The sequence below is a fragment of the Acetobacterium wieringae genome, from assembly GCF_026646375.1.
Classification (GTDB): domain Bacteria; phylum Bacillota; class Clostridia; order Eubacteriales; family Eubacteriaceae; genus Acetobacterium; species Acetobacterium wieringae_A.
This window is the reverse complement of the sequence record NZ_JAIPPU010000005.1, coordinates 12,518-33,325: the sequence shown is the minus strand read 5'-3', so window position 1 is coordinate 33,325 and position 20,808 is coordinate 12,518. Positions and strand designations below refer to the sequence as shown.

General features: G+C 47.0%; 13 protein-coding genes. 8 read left to right on the top strand and 5 right to left on the bottom strand.

Features of this window, described 5'->3' with window-relative positions; all coding sequences use genetic code 11:
• Positions 1-68: 68 nt before the first annotated feature.
• Positions 69-3,248 carry a methyl-accepting chemotaxis protein gene (locus tag Q7P33_RS06020; RefSeq protein WP_303868425.1) on the bottom strand — a complete coding sequence of 1,060 codons (3,180 nt, stop codon included), beginning with the start codon at positions 3,246-3,248 and terminating at the stop codon, positions 69-71.
• A 490-nt stretch (positions 3,249-3,738) separates the two neighbouring features.
• On the opposite strand from Q7P33_RS06020, the gene Q7P33_RS06015 reads away from it, so the two are divergent.
• The 5 genes from Q7P33_RS06015 to Q7P33_RS05995 all read left to right on the top strand — a co-directional run bounded on the left by Q7P33_RS06015 (position 3,739) and on the right by Q7P33_RS05995 (position 14,846).
• Positions 3,739-4,863, top strand: coding sequence for an ABC transporter substrate-binding protein (locus Q7P33_RS06015; protein ID WP_303868423.1), 1,125 nt, complete (start codon positions 3,739-3,741; stop codon positions 4,861-4,863).
• A gap of 3 nt (positions 4,864-4,866) precedes the next feature.
• The gene (locus Q7P33_RS06010; protein ID WP_303868420.1) at positions 4,867-7,230 is read left to right on the top strand and encodes an EAL domain-containing protein; all 2,364 of its coding nucleotides are present in this window, start codon (positions 4,867-4,869) and stop codon (positions 7,228-7,230) included.
• A 70-nt stretch (positions 7,231-7,300) separates the two neighbouring features.
• Complete coding sequence (pdxA, locus tag Q7P33_RS06005) at positions 7,301-8,305, top strand: 4-hydroxythreonine-4-phosphate dehydrogenase PdxA (protein WP_303868417.1); 1,005 nt, start codon at positions 7,301-7,303, stop codon at positions 8,303-8,305.
• Positions 8,306-8,545: 240 nt separating this feature from the next.
• The gene (locus Q7P33_RS06000; protein ID WP_303868415.1) at positions 8,546-11,653 is read left to right on the top strand and encodes an EAL domain-containing protein; all 3,108 of its coding nucleotides are present in this window, start codon (positions 8,546-8,548) and stop codon (positions 11,651-11,653) included.
• Between the two features lie 121 nt (positions 11,654-11,774).
• The gene (locus Q7P33_RS05995) at positions 11,775-14,846 is read left to right on the top strand and encodes an EAL domain-containing protein (RefSeq protein ID WP_303868412.1); all 3,072 of its coding nucleotides are present in this window, start codon (positions 11,775-11,777) and stop codon (positions 14,844-14,846) included.
• Positions 14,847-15,085: 239 nt separating this feature from the next.
• Here Q7P33_RS05995 and Q7P33_RS05990 read toward each other — a convergent pair whose 3' ends face one another.
• Together Q7P33_RS05990 and Q7P33_RS05985 are read right to left on the bottom strand one after the other, a co-directional pair.
• Positions 15,086-15,718, bottom strand: a complete 633-nt coding sequence (locus Q7P33_RS05990) for a hypothetical protein (RefSeq protein ID WP_303868410.1) — start codon at positions 15,716-15,718, stop codon at positions 15,086-15,088.
• Positions 15,715-16,218: a flavodoxin family protein gene (locus Q7P33_RS05985; RefSeq protein WP_303868408.1), complete on the bottom strand. Its 504-nt coding sequence runs from the start codon at positions 16,216-16,218 to the stop codon at positions 15,715-15,717. The genes Q7P33_RS05990 and Q7P33_RS05985 overlap by 4 nt, the downstream gene beginning before the upstream one ends.
• A gap of 349 nt (positions 16,219-16,567) precedes the next feature.
• Here Q7P33_RS05985 and Q7P33_RS05980 point away from each other — a divergent pair, with 349 nt between their 5' ends.
• Genes Q7P33_RS05980 through Q7P33_RS05970 form a run of 3 tightly spaced genes read left to right on the top strand, consistent with a single transcriptional unit; the run spans position 16,568 to position 19,063 of the window.
• Positions 16,568-17,233 carry an ABC transporter permease gene (locus Q7P33_RS05980; protein ID WP_303868406.1) on the top strand — a complete coding sequence of 222 codons (666 nt, stop codon included), beginning with the start codon at positions 16,568-16,570 and terminating at the stop codon, positions 17,231-17,233.
• Complete coding sequence (locus Q7P33_RS05975) at positions 17,230-18,114, top strand: glycine betaine ABC transporter substrate-binding protein (protein ID WP_303868404.1); 885 nt, start codon at positions 17,230-17,232, stop codon at positions 18,112-18,114. The genes Q7P33_RS05980 and Q7P33_RS05975 overlap by 4 nt, the downstream gene beginning before the upstream one ends.
• Before the next feature lie 4 nt (positions 18,115-18,118).
• On the top strand, positions 18,119-19,063 hold the full coding sequence (locus Q7P33_RS05970; RefSeq protein ID WP_303868402.1) for an ABC transporter ATP-binding protein: 945 nt from the start codon (positions 18,119-18,121) through the stop codon (positions 19,061-19,063).
• A 93-nt stretch (positions 19,064-19,156) separates the two neighbouring features.
• Here the strand turns inward: Q7P33_RS05970 and Q7P33_RS05965 are convergent, their stop codons facing one another.
• Together Q7P33_RS05965 and Q7P33_RS05960 are read right to left on the bottom strand one after the other, a co-directional pair.
• Positions 19,157-20,371, bottom strand: coding sequence for a cation:proton antiporter (locus tag Q7P33_RS05965; protein WP_303868399.1), 1,215 nt, complete (start codon positions 20,369-20,371; stop codon positions 19,157-19,159).
• On the bottom strand, positions 20,361-20,714 hold the full coding sequence (locus Q7P33_RS05960) for a P-II family nitrogen regulator (RefSeq protein WP_070371315.1): 354 nt from the start codon (positions 20,712-20,714) through the stop codon (positions 20,361-20,363). The genes Q7P33_RS05965 and Q7P33_RS05960 overlap by 11 nt, the downstream gene beginning before the upstream one ends.
• Positions 20,715-20,808: the final 94 nt, after the last annotated feature.

Genomic DNA, 20,808 nt, shown 5'->3' with positions numbered 1-20,808 from the left:
TGTCTGCTCCGATGCATATCATGATGTAACAATTGTCGGTACGGGGTAATCGTTCAGAGGATTAAAGATCAGTATTTATCTAGTTCACCAAGATCAATGTTTGGCTCGGGTGTTGAGCTTGGGACGTCTGCAATCGGTTTATTTACTGTTGTTGGCTTAACACTTGATGCGCTTTTACTTCGGAGTTTAAAGGTATCAACCAGTTGTTTTAGCAGCTCGGCCTGTCCGGACAGTTCTTCGCTGGCAGCGGCGCTTTCTTCGGCGGTGGCAGAGTTCTGCTGAACGACATGGGCAACTTGTTCCACGCCAGTGTCAATCTGGGCAATTCCCGAAGCCTGCTCATTGGAAGCGACGGCAATATTACCAATTAAGGTAGTGACCTTTTCGATACCGGCGACGATGTCATCCAGAGCTGCAGCAGTATCATCAGCAATTTTGGTACCTTCCTGAACCTTATCGATAGACCCTTCAATTAAAGCGGTGGTTTCCTTGGCAGCATCGGCACTACGGGCAGCCAGGCTACGGACTTCCTCAGCTACGACGGCAAACCCTTTGCCATGCTGACCGGCCCGAGCTGCTTCAACAGCGGCGTTGAGCGCCAGAATATTGGTCTGGAAGGCGATGTCATCAATAACCTTGATAATTTTGGAAATGTCTTCCGAAGACTGGTTAATGGCCACCATTGAGTTTTGCATTTGTGACATTTGGGCATTTCCTTTGGCGGCATGATCTTTAACGGTATCAGCCAGTTCTCTGGCTTTATTGGCATCAACAGCATTATTCTTGGTCTGATCGGCAATTTCGGAGATGGAGGCAGTGAGTTCCTGAACGGAACTGGCCTGTTCGGTGGAACCCTGAGCCAATGACTGACTGCCGGCGGAGACCTGTCCAGAACCGGAGGCAACTTGCTCGGCAGCGACGTTGATATCACCCATTACATCATTCAGCGATTGAATAATGACATTAATGGCATTTGAAATGGTAACCCAGTCGCCCCGGAATTCCCGGGCGTTTTCGATATTAAGATTCCCTTTGGAAAGCTGTTCGATCTTTTCAGTAATTTCACTAACAACTGCTTCCAGACGACTGGCAGTAGTGTTAACCGTTTGTTTCAGAGCATCCACATCACCGCTGTAATTACCAGTGATACGCTCATGGAGATTACCGTTTGATATGGCATCCATTACCACCATGACTTCACCGAGTGGTTTATTGATTTCGTCCAGAATGGCATTCATACCGCCCACCAGATCTTGCCAGGAACCCTGGAATTTGCTGGCATCAGCTCGAGTCTGGAGGTTTCCATCAATCACCGCATTGGTGATCATGGTGGCGGCCTCGATCATTTCACCGATAGAGGTTTTAACGGCCGTTAAACTATGACTGATTTCGTTGAATTGAACGCTGACATCGCTGGTGTATTCATCAGCTTCGCTGATATTCATATCAAAGTCCAGATTTCCCTGAGCTAACCGCATCAGGTTATCGCCCAGGCGGGTAACCTCAGCATGGGTATAATCACTGACCCGGATAATAGGAGTTAAATCGGTGACGATTTCGACAAAGCCAATGTTTTCGCCCTTTTTATTTTTGAGGTAAGCGGTATCCTGTTTATTATTTCGCCCAACCCATTCAAAGTAGGAGTCCGCCAGACCCTGATCAACCAGACGGCGGATACCACAGCCTTCGGTCTGACAGATATTGGCACCTGCATTGTAGCAATCCATACCACAGGCAGAAACCCGATCCTTGATGACACCATTTTTGATCATCAGATCTTCAAAGGCCCGGTTCATGAAAGTCCATTTCATATCCATATCGGTGACGTGAACCGGGAAAGGGATGCCATCAATAATCGCTTCATACCAGAACATATTGTCAACGACTGTATCGAGGGTTTGATTGACCCCGGCAATAACCTTGGCATATTCGCCAGAATGGTTTTTAACCTCTGCCCGTCTGGTAAAGTCGCCACGAATGGCAGAATCGGACAGCATGATGGTATCGGCAACCAGGCTGCTGATGGCTTTTTTAATCGAAACCATACTGTTTCCCAGCACGTCGTTTTCTGACTTGGGCTGGATATCAATCGATAAATTACCCTGGGCCATGTTCTGGGCGGCTTCAGCCTGATCCCGGATATTTTCGGCCATGTTGACAAAGGATTTAGTCAGTTCGCCGATTTCATCAGCTTTGGCATCATCAGCCATTGCGTAGTCAATATCAACTGCACCCAGGGCCAGGTGGTCGGCTGCTGCCGCGAGTTTGGTAATCGGTCGGATAAAGCTGCGGGTGGACACAACAATCAATCCGATGATGACCAGCAGACCGAGTCCGAATATCACCAGCATCATCGTTTGAATGGTGGCAAAAGACTGGTTGAATTCCGCCATCGGCAGACCGGTGGCCAATACCCAGCCAGTATCACCGATTTCAGTAACATAACCCTGGCTGGTGGTGCCGGCGGAGTCATAAGTTATCGGGCCGGCGGTTTTATCGGTCAGTGCAGCGATGATGTTTTCCGAGAGATCGGTATCACTGAGGGGGCCGTTGATAAAATCGGGGTTGGGATGATCAAAAACCATCCCACTATTGGTGGAGACAATGAAGAATCCAGTCTCGCCAATTTTATTTTCAGCGATGATTTCTTTAATCCGATCGATGGAAACATCCACGCAGGTGGCACCGATCAGATCCTGGGTGCCTGGTTTAAAGACCGGCGCCACCACACTGACAATGATTTCATTGGTGACCACGTCAAGATAGGGCTCAGAGATGAAGACCTTTTTTTGGGCCACGAGCTCCTGAAACCAGGGGCGGGCGTTGATATCGTAGGTACCGTCGGACGAGGAACCATCGGATTGGGTAAACTGACTGGAGTCAACATCGGCGACCCAGGCCACCCGGATATTTTCCGGATCGGTGGCAACCACATTGTCCAGGGTCTGCTTAACTTCAGGGAAATTGGGGGTTGAGGTAATGCCAACGCCCGGTGTGACCTGTTCAAAATAGCTGCGAATCTCAGGGTTGGTCGACAGTTGGTTGGCCGCTTCCAGATAGGTTGTAAAATAGCTTTCAATTTCGTTGGAAACTGCCTGTGACCGGGCCGATAGCTCGTTGACGGTGATCCGGGTGATGGCCTGATCCACGATATACAGCGATATACCCGCTACAATGGCAAAAATAATCGCAACTGGCAAGCCGATGGACAACAACATTTTTAAGAGTAATCCTTTTTTCTGGTTCATTTCATTTCTCCTTTGACTCATCATCACTGATGAAAAAATTGATCGTCGCTGATAAAACAGAGTAGCCCTAGTTTAGCTTAAAATAGACATCGGATCAAGCGATAAGAAAGCAACTTGTTGATCAGATTTTTACCCGGAGATTTATAAAATAAACATCCAAAGTATAGTTAAAAATAGTTTTTGACTGCGCTCGAGCGCTTTAAACCAGCTGAGAAAAATAACTATAAGCAAGATAATTTATCACTTGTTCTGGATAGAAAAATGCTCTAGAATAATTATCTAGAGTCTTTCATGAAATAATTGCAAGTAGGGTTTGGGCATGGTGTTGCAGTCGGAACCATCTGGTTATTGCTTGCAAAAACTAATAGGTATGACAAGCAAAACAGGTTTGTAGGAGATAAAAAAGGGTATATTGATAGGGAATATTTTAATGGTTCTTGAACAGTTATGAAGATCAGGACTGTATTAACACCCAAAGGAGACGCTGACCATGAAATTGAAGAAGATTTTTTCAACACTGGTGCTGTTGACCGTCACCGTTCTATGTTTGACATCCTGTTTTATGCAGAAACCATTGTCCATTGGTTTTGTTGCCAGTCTTACGGGCAGCACTTCGGAGCTGGGGGTAAACGGACGCAATGGCCTGATGATGGCAGTGGAAGAAGTCAATGCGGCCGGGGGAGTTAATGGCAAGGCTGTGGAAGTGGTAATCAAGGATGACCAGAATAACCCGGAAGTTGGCCTGGCGGTTGATCGGGAACTTCAGGAAGCCGGGATTTCTTTTATCGTCGGTCATATGACCAGCAACATGGCGACCTTGAGTGTTCCTTTTGTCAACAGTCAGGATATGTTGATGATTAATCCGACGATGAGTGCCACCACCTTGTTTGGTCAGGACGACCATGTCATCGGTGTTGTTTCACCAAACAGTGATCAGGCGGCAATCATTAAAGAAAGCATGGTGAAAGATAGCGTCGGGAAGCGGGTGGCGGTGATTTACGAATCTCAGAATCTGGCATATACCGGTACGGTAAAAGACGGAATTGCTCAGGACTTAGCACCCGTGGGGGGGCAAATTATTTATGAAGAAGCCTTTTTAGCGAGTGCCAACCCCAACTACCTGGATATTTCGCAGCGGGTATTAAGCACGCAGCCCGATAGCATTGTGATCCTGGCCTCATCGTTTGATGCCGCCATGTTTTGTCAGCAGTTTTATAAACTGAATAATCAGACTCCGATTTATCTGGCCGCCTGGTCGATGAATAATGATTTGCTTTTACAGGGTGGCGCAGCAGTTGAAGGGGTCACAATCACCAGTCTCATTGATCTGGAATCAAAAGCCCCGGCCTACACGGCATTTCGGGAGAACTATTTAAAAAAGTATGGGGCGGAGCCAACCTTTGCTGCGGTATATACCTATGAAGCCACCATGTTACTGCTTAACACAGTAGCAGAAACTGCCAATCCCAACCCGGAAACGGTCAAAAAAGCAATCCTGCAAAAAGCTATCTATCCGGGGCTACAAAACGAAATAACCATTGATGGCTTCGGTGATGCCAGCCGAACCATTTATGAATATGTTGTTAAAAATGGTCAATTTACAAAGGCGGAGTAGTAAATGAAGCGAATTAAGAAGCTGCGAGATTTTATTCTGATTAACAACATGTTTTCCATCATCATCCCGCTGATTCTTGTGGGTCTTTTGGTTACGCCGATAATTTATGATTACCTGCTTAAAGATATGCATGAAAAAAACACGATGATTGCAGCAGCCATTGCTCAGCGGATGTCGGATTTCATGGATGATTCGTTCCAGGTTCTTAAGCAGATTAATGGTTTGCTCGATGATGGAACCCTAAAGGATGACGCAACGATCCAGCGTTATTTAAATGGGCTACTGGAGAGTTCGGACTCGATTGAGGGCTTTGAGATTTTAGACGCCAATGGAATCGTTAAAAATACGGCGCCTCAAAATGTCAATATTTTGGGAGCCAATCGGACTGGACAGCCATTTTTTGCCGAAACCCGCACGACCGGGAAACCCTTTGTATCGTCTTCTTTTATTTCGCAACAAACGGGACAGCCCACGATCACCATTGCTCTTCCCCACGGTGATGGGGTTCTGGTGGCTTACTTAAATCTGGAAGAAATCAGTATGCTGTCGGGAAATCATATCCGAACCTTCGGTGATTCGGTAACCGTCGCCATCACCGACGGCAATGGGGTTTTTATTTCCCATACCGATATCAACAAGGTATACCAGCGGGAGATTGAAGCCAATTACCAGGCCGTGCATCAAGAAACAGCCGATCCGATTCATACCTTCACCTACGAAGGAAAGACTGCCATGGTCAGTCATGCCGATGTTCCCAATGCCAATTGGCATGTCTTTGTCTATGAAGCCTATGATTCCATTTATGCAGCGCTCAGACCATTTATCATTATGATGCTGCTATTTACACTTTTGCTGGTCTTGTTTTCCCGGTTTGTTGCCCGGCTGGTTTTTAAGGACATTAACCATTCATTTGGGGAACTCAACCGCCAGACAAAGGAAATTGCCGCTGGCGATTATCATCCCATTGATACCGATAATCGTTTTGACGAATTTGATCAGCTGACGGCTAATTTTAACGGCATGGTGGCCTCGGTGAAGGAGCGGGATGATGCCCTAAAGGTGCTGGCTTATTATGATCCGCAGACCGGACTGCCCAATGCGGCCTATCTGAATGAACAGCTTGGCCAATTGATTCATAATAATAAGGGGAAGATTGCGGTGATCTGTTTTGACATCCATAATTTTAAGCGGATCAATGATACCTATGGCCCTTCCTTTGGCGATAAGATACTGGAAATGATGGGGGCCCGGCTGCTGGCCTTAAACTGTGCCCATGGCTTTGTGGCTCGGATTAATGGTTCCAATTTTATCCGGGTACTAACGGAGCTGGAACAAGCGGACGATGCCCTGTTCGAGATTGAAAGACTTCAGGGGGTTTTAAACCAGGCTATGACCTATCATGAGAATAATGTCTATCTCCGTTTTCACGTCGGCATCGCAATTTATCCTGATGATGCCCTGGATGTTGAAGAACTCTTGCAATATGCCAATACTGCGGCCGATATTGCCAAACAGCAGGGACGTCGTGCCCAGCATGCGTTTTTCGAAACGGCCATGAAGCAAAATTTGATTCGGAATATGACCTTGGAGAATTCGATGCGGTCAGCGCTGAAAAATAACGAGTTTTTTCTGCAATACCAGCCGCAAATCGATGTCAGGAATAAAAAAATTCGGGGTTTTGAAGCCCTGATCCGCTGGGATCATCCTCAGCTGGGGCGGGTCTCACCGCTGGAATTTATTCATATTGCCGAAACCACTGGCATGATTGTCCCGATTGGGGCCTGGGTACTGGAAACCGCCTGTCGTCAGATCGTGGCGATCAACCAGAAAATGGGCACAGAACTGATGATTTCGGTTAACGTTTCTCCGGTTCAATTAAGCCAGGAAAATTTTCCGGCAATGGTCGCCGAGGTTTTGAAACGTTGCAAGCTGGAACCGAGCTTACTGGAGCTGGAAATTACCGAAAATCTCTTTATCAATTCCTTTGAAGAAGCCATCAGCATTTTTGAAAGCCTCAAGGCCATCGGTATCCGGATGTCACTGGATGATTTTGGTACCGGTTATTCGTCGTTGGCTTATCTTAAAAATCTGCCGATTGACACCTTAAAAATTGATCAGGCATTTACCCGGGATCTGCTTATCAGGAAATCCAATGAGAATTTAATGGAGTCGATTATTATGATGGCCCATATTCTTCATATGGATGTGATTGTGGAAGGGGTTGAAGAATTGGAACAATTGGATTGTTTAAAAATCTATCAATGTGATCACGTTCAGGGTTACTATTTTTCCCGGCCCATTGATGAAAACCAACTGGAAGCCTTACTGGGCCAGCTGATTGCCGATCAGGCGCAGGATATTGATTAAAATACTGTTTGACGTTTCATGAAAACACAGGCCAGGCGAGGATAATAAAGCTGGCAGTAAGGAGAACACAATGGATAAACCAATCGTGGTCATTCCGATGGGAGATGCTGCTGGCATTGGCCCGGAAATAACCGTAAAAGCACTGGCTGATAAAGCTGTAAACGAAATGGCGCAGCTGGTCGTAGTGGGTGATAGTCAGGTACTCAAGCAAGCCTTGAGGTATTCACAGGTCGAATTGACCATCAATTGTATTAACGAACCCCGGGAGGGTAACTATTGTCCCGGGGTTCTTAATCTGATTGATCTAAAAAATATTAACCTTAGTCAATTAAAGCTGGGGGCGGTTCAGGCAATGACGGGAAAGGCGGCCTATGCATACATCGAAACAGCCACAAGGCTATGTCTCGATAAAAAAGCCGAAGTATTGGTGACCACTGCAATTAACAAGGAATCGCTGCAAGCCGCAAAGGTGCCCTATATTGGACATACTGAAATTATCGGGGCGCTAACTGGGATAAAAAATCCCTTGACGCTGTTTCAGGTTCATAATCTGCGGGTGTTTTTTCTCAGCCGCCATGTTTCATTGCGGCAAGCCTGCGACTTGGTAACCCAGGAAAATCTGGCGAATTTTATTGACCAGAGTGTGAAGGCGCTTAAAACTCTGGGAGTCAGAAAACCCCGGCTGGCCGTTGCTGGTCTCAATCCCCATAGCGGTGAGCACGGGCTGTTTGGACGGGAAGAGGTGGAGGCTGTGATTCCAGCCGTAGCAGCGGCCCGTCGCGGTGGCATCGATGTGGAGGGTCCCATTGGTGCCGACAGCGTTTTTTATTTGGCATTAAAAGGCAAATACGATGCGGTTTTGTCGCTTTATCACGATCAGGGCCACATTGCCACCAAAATGGTGGACTTTGAAAAAACAATTTCCATTACCATCGGCATGCCCTTTCTGCGTACCTCAGTGGATCATGGAACGGCCCTGGATATTGCCGGAAAGGGTCTTGCCAGCCCGGTGAGCCTGATTGAAGCGATCCGGCTGGGGGCTTTGTATGCCCCGTTTTTTAAACAGTCCCAGTGAGTTTTGCTCGGAGTGGCGGAGCAGACCGAATTACGATGTGTTTAAACTAGGTATTAATTTGGATTTTAATGGCCTCCAGACGCTGGAGGCCATTTTTCTATTCGTTTGAATCCATTTAAATTCCAGTCAGTAAAATAAGTGCTGATTACCGCAATAAATGAATATCCAATTGATTATTCGACTATATATATAGTATAATTAGAAAAATTAGCGTTGATCAATTATTTTTAAGGAGGACAAATGACACTTCAGAATAGCATCTCCATGACTCTCTATCTGACATTTGTCATCTATGTGGTTTTGGGCACCTATACTTTAACCCTCAATAAGGACGCCCGGCTGAACCGGGTCTTTGCGGCCTTGTGTTTTTGTTATGCCCTCTGGAGTTTGACCGGGGCGGCCACCAACTCGGCAGCGACAGCTGCCGAAGCGTTGTTCTGGCGGCGTTTCTCGGTACTTGGTTGGGGGGTGGCTTACAGTATTTTTCTGCACGTCATTATTCTTCTTAGAAATGCTCCCTGGAGTCAAGCCGATAAAAAAGGGTTGTTGTTAGCGGTGCTCTATATCCCGGCTTTGATTAATCTTATCGCTTTTTTGATTTATAGCATGCCGGAATATGGTCACATCGCGATGGTTAAAACCGATGGCGGATGGATTTCCACGACAGATGCGCAATGGTTTAATCTGATGTTTCTTTGTTATTATCTCAGTTTTACCTATGTTTCGATGCTGTTACTGGTTCGCTGGTATAAAAAACGAAAGAATTCTGCGGATCGAACCAAAGCCATGCTTCTGATGGTTTCTTTTGGTGGGGCCTTTTTTTTAGGAACCATCACCGATTTTGTGTTGGCCAGCCAGCCAGACCGCTGGATTCCGTCGCTGGCTCCGGTGGAGGTGATTTTTCCAGTGGCGGCAATCTTTTATCTGATCCATAAATATGGAATGATATCAGCCCCAGACAGTCACAATGATGCCCAGCAGGAAGGCATGATTCTGACAGCGTTTAGCCGCTCCAGGCTCTACAAGTACATCAGCTTTGTATTGATTGTCGGCAGTGTCCTGAATTTTTATGGCCGGATCGCCAATGGTGATACCCGGATTACCGGTATGTTTTTAAATTTTTTACTGGTGATGATGGGGGCGGTTGTGATGGCCATTCCCTATTTTCTTACGTCCATCACGGCGCAGGAGAATGCCTTAGGTTTGATGGTGGGGTTTATGATGCCTGTGGTGATGCTGCTGCATTTTAATGCAGAATTCAGCAATATTATCTGGCCGGTTCCAATCTTTTTTATGATGCTCACAGTGATTTTCAATAACCGGAATATATTTTTGGGTCTGGGATTCTTAACACTGCTACTGGAACTGTTATTCTGGCTACTGCTACCGGATTATGGGATCCTTGTGGATCAGCGGCTCTATTGTTACCGGCTCTTGTTCTACATGATTGGCGTCGGACTGACCGCTATTATTACTCAGATTTATGTGTTACGACTAAAGGAAAACAGCCGACAGGATGCCTTTCAAAAAATGATTGCAAAGCTGTCGGCCGATTTTGTTACCACAAACCGTGATAATTTTGATGAGAAAGTCAATCGCCTGCTTGAGCAGAGCGGTCTTTTTGCCGGAACGGATCGGGTTTATCTGGGGCGCTTTTCCCGTCATGACAACATCGTTATATATTCCCATGAATGGTTAGGCGATGGCATCAAATCTCTGAAGGGTTCGATTGAACACGCCCAAGGGGAAGAACAGTTATCCTGGAGTGTCAGCCAAATCTTAAAGAATGATATCGTCTACATCCCCAGTGTTGATCGGCTACCAGCTGAAGCGGAGGCAGAGCAGTTGGCGCTTAAAAAGCAAAAAGTCCGATCCCGGATTCTGGTACCGATTCAGAGTAATCACCGTATTATCGGGTTACTGGGTTTTGATGTACTGGATGGCCGCAAGGGTCTGAGGGGGATTAATCGGGATTGGTTGCAGCTGCTGGCCAATATTCTCGCTGACGCCATTGCCAAAGTTGATGCTGAGAATGATATGAATTATTTGGCTTACTACGATCCGCTCACCGGTATCCCGAATCGGTCGCTGTTTTTTAGGCGGCTGGAACAGGCTATCGATCTGGCCCGAAAAACCCAAAAGAGCTTGGGCGTAATATTTTTTGATCTGGATGGTTTTAAGGAAATCAACGATACCCTGGGCCATGACTGGGGAGACCAGTTACTATCCCGGATTGGCAAACGCCTGACGGACTGTCTTGGACACGTTGATCTGGTGGGGCGGTTTGGTGGCGATGAATTTTTGATTATGGTTCCGCAGATTTCAAAGCCCAGTGAACTGGAAAGAATGGCTGAGCAGGTGATGTCGATTTTTCATCGGCCGATGCTGGTAGCTGAACAGGAACTGTACCTCTCCGGTAGTGGCGGGATCGCTGTTTATCCTCAGGATGGTGAAACGGTTCATACCCTGATAAAAAATGCCGATCTGGCCATGTACGCCGCTAAAAAAAGCGGCAAGGGTCGGATTGCCTACTGTTCCGGGACGATGAAAGCAGCAGTTTTGGAAAAGATGACACTGACGACCAGTCTTCATCAGGCGCTGGCAAAAGGAGAGCTGTTGTTGCATTATCAACCGCAGATTTGTGCCAGTACCCTGGAAATAAACGGATTTGAAGCGCTGTTGCGGTGGCAGCATCCTGAGCGGGGACTGATTTCCCCGGAGGTGTTTATTCCGCTGGCGGAGCAAAGTGGACTCATTAGCGGTATCGGTGAATGGGTTTTGAAAACCGCCTGTGCTCAGAACAAGTTGTGGCAGGATCAGGGCTACAAGCCAGTGCGGATGGGGGTGAACTTATCGGTGGAGCAGTTTCGCAGTTCCAATCTGGAGCGGATTATTAAGAATTGTCTGGCTGAAACTGGGCTTAAACCCCAATATCTGGAACTGGAAATCACTGAAGGGGTTGCCATGAGAAGCTCCCAGTACGTTATCCGGCAACTGCAAGCCTTAAAAAAGCTGGGCTTGGATCTCAGTATTGATGATTTTGGCACGGCTTTTTCATCGATGAACCGACTCAAGAATCTGCCGGTTGATCGGATTAAGATTGATCGTCAATTTGTCTGGGGAATCGGGGTGAAGCCCCGGGATGAAGTGTTGGTCACGGTCATGATCGATCTGGCCCGGGAATTGGGCTTGGCCGTCACTGCCGAAGGGGTGGAAACAGCCGAACAGCTGGCTTTTCTTCAGGCGCATGGATGTGATGAAATCCAGGGATTTTATTTCTCCAAGCCGGTATCGGCGGCAGCAATTGAAGCAGAAATTTATGCCAGGCAGTTTGCCGGGATAAACTAACGGTAAGCGATGGGGCGAGTAGGCTCGTTTGTCAGGAAGTGCGGCTGGCGCAAGAAAAATTTGCGTAAACGGCTAGCCAGGCCCGGTTGCAAGTACATAAAAAAGAGCGTAAGGGGATAAAATGCAGCAAACCCAAATTTCTATTTTATTCTATTTGATATTTATTCTATATAGCTGCCTGGGATTTTTCTGTTTGTTTCTCAACAAAAAAGAACAGCTCAATCAGGTTTTTTTCTGGTTATGCATGAGCTATGCGGTATGGGCCTTTGGCTTTGCCATTTCAAATACCCTAAGTGATGTCCAGAGTGTGCTGATCTGGCGGCGGATTGCGGCCCTGGGCTGGGGTGTTGCCTTTAGTGTGATGCTCCATTTTATGTTGATTTTAACCGAACACCAGCAGTGGTTGGGTAATCTTAAGATTCGAATTGCCATTTATCTGCCAGCAGTGATCACGATTGCAGTTTTTGCCCTGTTTCCCCAGCTGGCTGATGCCCAGTACAATCTGGTTCAAACCCCAATGGGATGGGGAAATATTCCTGTCAACAATTTCTGGGATATCTTTTACAATCTTTATTACCTGAGTTTTTCGTTGCTGACACTGGGACTTTTGTTTCAGTGGTACCGGAGCACCCCAGACCGCCGAAAACAACAACAGGCCTTCTGGCTATTACTGGCCTTTGCGATTGCGATTGCTTTGGGTACGCTCACCGAAATGATGGCAAACAACCTGCTGGCTTACCCGATTCCCTCGGTGGCACCGATTATTATACTGATTCCGGTGACGGCCTTTGCCTTTGATGTCAAGAAGTATAAACTGATGGTTCCCGAGAAATCAGACAAAAAAGTTAAGTTCAGTGAAATTCTCAGCGATGAAACCCATCGGGGCCTGTTTCGATCAATAGCGATGATTTTTGTGGTGATCAGTGTTATTGGTTTGGGGAATGCTATCTTTTTCAATCTCCCGTTATGGCGCTTAATGGCGGTCAGTACCATCGATCTGGTTCTGGGGCTGTTTATTTACAGTCTGCCTTTTTCGGGACTGTCAATTGCCAATCAGGATCGGATGATCGCGGCGTTGATGGCGGTGGCCATTCCGCTGTCACTTTTTCGCCCCGGTACCTATCTGACCAATGTAGTGTGGGCAGTGCCTCTGATTTTTTTATCAGTAACCATCGTTTTTAAACAAAAGAGAATGTTTATACTGTTGGCGACCGTGACCGTTATTAGTGGTCTGGTGATCGTCTTATGGAAATCCGATCAATGGGTCAATGTGGGCACCCGGGAATATCTGGCCAGACTTTTTATCTGCCTGGTGGCCATTCTCTTGGCGGGTTATACCAATCGCATTTATATTGCCAGACTGACCGAGAATAACCGCCAGATCAGTTTTCAAAAGATGATCTCCCAGGTCACGACTCAATTTGTGTCGGTGTCTGCCAACAACTTTGACGAGAAGGTTCAGTATTTATTAAAAACCAGTGGTGAAATTATGAATGCCGACCGGGTTTTTGTGGGACGTTTTTTTCAGGATTCGGGTGAACTGCGCTGCACCAATGAGTGGCTGGCCGAGCCCTACTTTCCGTCGGTGAATCTTAACGAAGATATCCGGCAGACTAAGTTCCCCTGGTTTACCAAAACAATTTTTAATAATCAATTGGTTTATCTGCGATCCTGCGATGAACTACCGGCTGAAGCCCAACCGGAAAAAGCGATGATGGTGCAGCAGGGAATCACCGCAATGCTACTTATTCCGATTCAGAGCCGGGAAACAATCATTGGCTTTCTGGGCTTTGACAAAATCGGAAAAGCCAAAGTGCCAGCGCTGACGGATCCGGAATTGTTGCGCGTCTTGGCGAATACGCTGGCTGATGCCATCGGTAAGGTTGAGAATGAAAACGAAATTCACTGCCGGGCTTATTATGATACGCTGACGGGTTTACCCAATCGGGTGTTTTTTCATGAACAACTGGAAAAATCAATGGCTGCTATGAAGTCAAACGGTAGTCAGCTGGGTGTTATTTTTGTGGATCTTGATGGATTCAAGGAAGTCAATGATACCATGGGGCATGACTGGGGCGATCACCTACTTAACCATATCGGCCAACGGTTGTCAGACAATATGCGTAAAGGCGATTCTCTGGCCCGGTTTGGCGGAGATGAATTTTTGATCATGGTTTCACAGCTGAATCATAAGAATGAGCTGCTTGATGTGGCAAGGCAACTGATGGCAGTTTTTAAAGAGCCCGTGTGTCTGGGGGAGCAGGAGTTTTATATTTCGGCAAGTGGCGGAATCGCTGTCTTTCCAGAAGATGGGGAGACGGTTTCGGCACTGATCAAACATGCCGATTTGGCCATGTATGACGCCAAAAAAAATGGCAAGGGACAAGTAGTGTTTTGTTCTGAGGAGATGAAAAATTGTATCCGGGAAAAAATGATCTTGACCAACAGTCTCCATCGGGCTCTGGAGCGGCAGCAACTAGCGCTTTACTATCAGCCCAAATTTGATGTAAGCAGCCAAACGATGGTTGGCTATGAGGCTCTGCTACGGTGGCAACATCCGGAACTGGGAATGATTCTTCCAGGGGTATTTATTCCGATTGCCGAGCAAAAAGGGTTGATGAGTGAAATTGGCCAATGGGTATTTAAGACTGCCTGCGCCCAAAACAAAGCCTGGCAGGCGCAGGGATTTAGGCCATTGCCGGTAGCGGTCAATCTGTCGGCGGCGCAATTTGACAGTGATCTGACTGCTATTGTTGAGAAATGCCTGACCGAAACCGGCCTGGCCGGGCAATATCTGGAGCTGGAAATCACCGAGACCATCGCCATGGCCGAATCTTGTGGGATGATTCTGACCCTTCACCAGCTTAAGGCACTGGGGTTGGGCATTAGCATTGATGATTTTGGTACCGAGTTTTCGTCCTTGAGCCGCTTAAACGACCTGCCGGTGGATCGCATCAAAATCGATGGTTCCTTTATCTGGGGTATCGGAGTTAATCCCAAGGATGAATCGATTATTTCGGTGATGATCCATCTGGCCCAGAAGTTGGGGCTTTTGGTAGTTGCCGAAGGTGTGGAAAGCCAGGCACAGCTGGCTTTTCTCCAGGAAAAAGGCTGTCATGAGGTTCAGGGCTATTACTGGGGCGAACCGCTGCCTGCAGCCGACTTTGAGAAGCAGCTGAGCTTAATACATTAAGCCATAAAGAGACCTCCACAGACGTGGAGGTCTCAGACGTTAAAAAAGCTAACCCAGTACCGACAATTGTTAGATCATGTTGTGTGCCTCAAGGCGAACAGTTGCGCTGAAACGGTCATAATTAGCCGAATCTTTAATAGCAACTGTACGAATTGTGCGCATACAACAGATTAACAATTGGTCGGTACGGTAGTTTATCGACAACAACGACCTCCACTGATGTGGAGGTCGTTGTTGTTTTAAGGTGCCAGGGTTAAGTCTTTTTTGCGCAATCCGTGGGCCTTGCCTTGTTTGGTCCAGTCGTGATTGGCGCCCTGCAATAAGGCGAAACGGGGGTAGGTGGGGTTGACATAGAGGTTATCGCCGGATTGCCGATCCAGCAGATTATTGACAAAGGTGCTGTAAGGATGGGCCAGATTTTTTTTCGTTCCATGTCCCATCGGGACATCTTTTGCCAGGGCGATCATTAGACCAGTTCCGATACCGATACCCTGACCCCATTTTAGATGGGCCCGGTTGGTCCAGTTTTTGATCATGGCGATGGTTGTTTCGTTTTGAATCCCTTCATAGTGGCCATTGTTGACGATGGCGTAAACAGTTATGGGATGCGGCGATTCAACCAGGGCTTTTTCCAATTGCATTAGGCAGTGAAGCATATGTGAGGGGATTCCGCCCATATACATCGGCAGCGCAAAAACCAGGACATCACAACTGGCGATGTCTTCCAACTGGGTAGAACTAAGCATGGCATGATGCATCCCAACACTGACCAGATCATGATCGTCAGGGATCAGTCCTTTCAGTTCGTCAAGCAGCACTTCCGAGGTACTGCCGATAGCTTTGGGACTACCGTTGATCAATCCAATTTTCATTGTCGTGCGGCCTCCATTTCTTCGATATTTTTGTAAAAGCTAACAGTATGGGATTGGGCATCGAGGTCGACCCCGTTATACTCCACAAATCTTTCTGCCGTGGTTTTCTCCGGCAGGGTGATATCGTCACCATAAAACCGAACGGTTAGATTCACATGATTTTTATATCGGTCTTTCTGATGCATTTCGCCGTCTCTGATTGTGAGGTAGGGTTGATGGTAAGGCAGGGTGCGGTCCAGGACGTTCTTAACAAAGGGGCTGAACCCCCCATAAAGGCAGCGACTAACGATTTCGACCTCGTCGCTTTGGGCCATCCGTTTTCCAATATCGCAAAAGTCATCTTTTATTTTGCAGAATCCCGGTGTTTCAACCCAGCAGCCAAAACAGCCAACACATTGGTGAATTTCCTGATCTTTTCCAATTAAGATTGCGTCGTCAGGATGATGTCCGAATAAACGATCAGCTTCACTTTGGTTTAAGTCGTGAATGATTAGTTTCATTGGTTCTCCTTTCGGGTGTGAATCTTAATCCTATTAGATGCCTACCCAAATGAATTAAAAATATTCACCTATAAATAAAAATTAAGCGGAATTATTGGCGGCCATTAGAACACAATGGGAGATGATTAACCGTGTCAAGACGATCTTTGGAATTACCTTGTGTCAGACAAAAATATTTGGGTATAAACTAGAATGTCTGGTAATAACAAATGGAAGGCTGGGTTGTTTTGCCATTGGTCAATTAATGGCAGTAGCCATGCAGTCGTCTGGCAAACGATATTGAGGGTTTCCAGTTAAATCGGTCGGATTGATGGCAGTCGCTGACGACGGGGTCAAAATAATTTAAAACATGATGAAAGAGACGGAAATGCCGATGGAATTCATTAAAAATTTAGGCGAATTGCTTAAGACCCGCAGCGACTTTTTTATTGAACTGCTGCTCCAGCATCTGGTGCTGAGTCTGATTGCGATTGTGATTATTACGGTAGTGGGGGTGACCACCGGGGTTCTGATTGCCAAATCACAAAAAGCGGCTAGCGTGGTGATTGGCCTGACTAACGTGCTTTATACCATTCCCTCTATTGCCATGTTCGGTTTTTTTGTCTCAATCACCGGCATCGGCAATACCACAGCGATCATCGCCCTGGTGATTTACGGGCTGCTGCCAGTAATCCGCAATACCTATGTGGGGCTCACTGAAGTAGATGATCAGATTCTTGAGGCGGCGGTGGGAATGGGCAGCACCCCCTGGCAGTTGCTGTCAAAGATTCAATTTCCCCTGGCCTTACCGGTGATTATCGCTGGGATCCGCAACATGGTGGTGATGACCATCGCTCTGGCCGGGATTGCTTCCTTTATCGGCGCCGGTGGCCTGGGGGTAGCGATCTGGCGGGGGATTACCACGAATTTTGATGAAATGACGGTGGCTGGCAGTCTGCTGGTGGCCTTGCTGGCTTTTGTGGCTGATGGCTTATTGGGAATTATCGAAAAAAGATTATTAAGGAGGACAAAATGAAAAAGTGGATAGGTTTAGCATTAATTGGCGTGCTGGTATTGTTAGCAGCCGGTTGTCAAAATCAGGAAAAGAAAGTTGTTATTGCGTCAAAACCGATGGCAGAAAGCTATATCATTGCTGAAATGATGGGTCAGCTGATCGAAGCCAATTCCGATATAAAAGTCGAGTATAAAATGGGTATTGGTGGCGGAAGCTCCAACATTCAGCCAGCCATGGAAGCCGGAGAAATCGACATCTATCCAGAATATACCGGAACCGGCTGGCTGTTTGTCCTGAAAAATGAGCTGGTGACCGATCCTCAAGCCCTCTATGAAGGAGTAAAGAGCCAGTATCAGGAAAAATATAATTTTGCCTGGTTGGATCGCTACGGTTTTAATGACACCTATGCCCTGGCCATGGATAAAGGCAAAGCGGATGGCATGGGCATTAATAGCTTCTCGGATCTGGCGGCTCAGAGTAATAATTTGATTTTGGGCGCCGAGTATGATTTTTACGAACGGGAAGACGGCTACCCGGGTTTAGTGACCGCCTATGGTTTTAATTTCAAGGAAACCAAAGAGTTGGATATCGGCCTGAAATATAAGGCCATCGGCGAGGGTCAGGTGGATGTGATCAATAATTTTTCCACCGACGGTCTACTGGCCGAATATGATTTAAAGGTGTTAAAAGACGATAAGGGATTTTTCCCGGCCTATGAAGCTGCCCCGGTAATCCGTCAGGACACGCTGGATAAGTACCCTGAACTGGAAGCAATTCTTAATCAGCTGGCGGGGCAGATCAGTGATCAGGAAATGCAGCAGTTGAATTATTATGTCGAAAAAGAAAACCGGGATGCCGGGGAAGTCGCCGCCGAATTCCTGAAAGCCAAGGGCTTGTTATAAACCAATGATTGAGTTTCGTGATGTCAGTCAGCAGTATCAAGCCGGGAAACCGATTATAAAAAATTTGAGCCTGACCGTTTCACAGGGCGAGTTTGTCGTGCTGATCGGCCCTTCCGGCTGCGGCAAAACGACCCTGTTAAAAATGATCAATGGCCTGATCAAGCCGGATAGTGGCGAAATCCGGATCAAGGGAAAAGAACTCAAAGAGTGGGATCCAATAACTTTAAAACGCAACATCGGTTATGTCATTCAACAGGTCGGCCTGTTTCCCCATCTGACCATCGAAAAAAATATTTCCTATGTTCTTGATATTCAAAAGACCAGCGAAACATTCAAAAAGCAACGGGCCCGGGAGCTTATTAAGCTGGTTGGTCTGGAAGAAGATTATCTGCCAAAATATCCCAAGGAATTAAGCGGCGGCCAGAAACAGCGGGTCGGCATTGCCCGGGCCCTGGCGGCCGATCCCGAGATTATTTTGATGGATGAGCCTCTGGGGGCGGTGGATCAGATTAATCGGGCGGTGCTTCAGGATGAAATCATCCGGATTTATCAAACCCTGAATAAAACCATCGTCTTTGTCACCCACGACATTGAGGAAGCCATCAAGCTGGGGACTAAAATTGTGGTAATGAACCAGGGTCAAATCATGGAAATGGGGTCCCGGGATACCATCGTCTTTCACAGCAAGAGCCATTTTGCCGATGATTTTATCGGCAACAAGGGCTTTTTGTCCTATTTGAATATTGTCAAAATCGCTCAGGTGGTTTGTTCTTTTAACGGCAATGTCTCAGAAAAAGAAACGATGCTGTGGGCCAGGGAGACGGATCCGCTGATTGTCGGGATCCGGATCTGTCTGGAAAACGGCATCAATCAGATTGGCGTCCGGGATGCGTTCGGCCAAGTTGTTGGCACTTTTGATTTGAGTTGCCTGTCGAGGTTGAAGTTTTAAAAAAGAGCGTCAGCTCTTAAAAGCCCAATAACGTGGAAATAAAGTAACAATGGCGATGCTTCCTGTTTTTAAGGAAGCATCGCCATTGCAGGTTTAGGAATGAATTTTTTTAGGAGCTATTGTTCTGGTTTCAGGCAGCGTGATTTCTCTGGCTTTAACCAGGGCATACTTGGCGGCAACCGGGCCGACTACCGAATAAATGAAGGTGGAACATAAAATGACGACCTGAATCTGTTCGGCATAAAGAGGCACAATCTTGGCTGCCACGACCACCAGTCCTAAGGCGACGCCAGCCTGGGGCATCAGGGTTGGGCCCAGGTATTTGCAGATATTTTCGTTCTGATGGGTGATGCGCCCGCCAAACCAAGCACCGGCCATTTTGCCGATAACCCGGACGACCACATAGATAATGCCAATTAGTCCAATGGCTGGTAGTGCAGAAACCTGAAATCCGGCACCGGAGATCACAAAAAAGACCAAGAAAATTGGTGGCGTAAAGGCATCGGTAGTTTTCATCAGGGCATCGATATGATCCCGATAAATGTTTACCAGGACACCGCCCAGGGCCATACAGGCCAGTAAGGGGGAACCATGAAACACATCAGCGACCCAGTAGGTCAGCAGAATCATAGCGATAACAATGCAGATTTGATTGGAGGGCTTCTTGAAATAACGAAAAAACACTTTCATCAGGATTCCCGCCACAGCGCCCAGAATAAATGAAATCAGTACCTCATAAAAAGGCGCCAGGATTGAGAGAATCAGATTGGTTTTAACCGTGGCATTCATGGCATTGACAATGGTTGCGGCAAAACCAAAGGCGATCAGAGCAATGGCATCATCAATGGCGACGACGCTCATCAGCATCGAAGTCATGGGGCCTTTGGCATCATATTGCTTGATCACCATAATGGTCTGAGCCGGTGCGGTGGCGGCCGCAATGGCTCCCAGCATGATCGAAAGCTTGGGATCAAAACCGAAGAGTATCAGCACCAGAGTGACTAGAATGACGGCCATCAGGGCTTCCGCTGTGGCAATCACAATCGGAGCGATACCGACCTTTTTAAAATAGTTGAGGTCAAACTGGCTGCCAATTGAAAAGGCGACAAAACCCAGGGCAATATCCGAGATCACCACAAAACCGCTGACCATATCCATCGAGATGAGATTGAGAAACGAAGGGCCCAAAATAAGTCCGGCAAACAGGTATCCGGTGACATTGGGCATTTTGAATTGTTTGGCCAATCGTCCCAGCAGAATTCCGGCTAACAGCATGATTGCAATTTCGATGATGATTTTAGTTTCCAATTGAACACAGACCTTTCGCGAAGTCGACGGGGATGGTAAAGACAATCCCTGAATCCGGTTCATCCAGATTGGCGACCGTGGCTTCAATCACGTCGATAACCTGGCCTATTTTTTCGTCCTCGAGAATCACAAAAATAACATTGCCTTGGGCCACATCCGGATTGAGAAAGGATCTTAACGAACCGAGAATCGGGATTTCATCGGCATCGTGGAGATGACTGAGGTGTCGGGCCATGCCCCGGCTTTCCAGCACTGTGGCTCCGCATATTTGTTTGGACGCCAAGGCTGCCAGCAGTGGATCCAGTTTATCCGGCTGGCTTAAGACATATACAAATAACTTCATTGATTTCCTCCTGTACTGACTGTGGATTAAAATTTGTCGTATCAACAGTATAGCACTTCAGCATAGCTAAATCAAAAGAGATTGATGCGGAGAC

What these genes read in the sequence shown, in the direction of transcription:
- Q7P33_RS06020 (WP_303868425.1), bottom strand. Translation starts at nt 3,248, where the DNA reads ATGAACCAGAAAAAAGGATTACTCTTAAAAATGTTGTTGTCCATCGGC.
- Q7P33_RS06015 (WP_303868423.1), top strand. Translation starts at nt 3,739, where the DNA reads ATGAAATTGAAGAAGATTTTTTCAACACTGGTGCTGTTGACCGTCACC.
- Q7P33_RS06010 (WP_303868420.1), top strand. Translation starts at nt 4,867, where the DNA reads ATGAAGCGAATTAAGAAGCTGCGAGATTTTATTCTGATTAACAACATG.
- pdxA (WP_303868417.1), top strand. Translation starts at nt 7,301, where the DNA reads ATGGATAAACCAATCGTGGTCATTCCGATGGGAGATGCTGCTGGCATT.
- Q7P33_RS06000 (WP_303868415.1), top strand. Translation starts at nt 8,546, where the DNA reads ATGACACTTCAGAATAGCATCTCCATGACTCTCTATCTGACATTTGTC.
- Q7P33_RS05995 (WP_303868412.1), top strand. Translation starts at nt 11,775, where the DNA reads ATGCAGCAAACCCAAATTTCTATTTTATTCTATTTGATATTTATTCTA.
- Q7P33_RS05990 (WP_303868410.1), bottom strand. Translation starts at nt 15,718, where the DNA reads ATGAAAATTGGATTGATCAACGGTAGTCCCAAAGCTATCGGCAGTACC.
- Q7P33_RS05985 (WP_303868408.1), bottom strand. Translation starts at nt 16,218, where the DNA reads ATGAAACTAATCATTCACGACTTAAACCAAAGTGAAGCTGATCGTTTA.
- Q7P33_RS05980 (WP_303868406.1), top strand. Translation starts at nt 16,568, where the DNA reads ATGATGAAAGAGACGGAAATGCCGATGGAATTCATTAAAAATTTAGGC.
- Q7P33_RS05975 (WP_303868404.1), top strand. Translation starts at nt 17,230, where the DNA reads ATGAAAAAGTGGATAGGTTTAGCATTAATTGGCGTGCTGGTATTGTTA.
- Q7P33_RS05970 (WP_303868402.1), top strand. Translation starts at nt 18,119, where the DNA reads ATGATTGAGTTTCGTGATGTCAGTCAGCAGTATCAAGCCGGGAAACCG.
- Q7P33_RS05960 (WP_070371315.1), bottom strand. Translation starts at nt 20,714, where the DNA reads ATGAAGTTATTTGTATATGTCTTAAGCCAGCCGGATAAACTGGATCCA.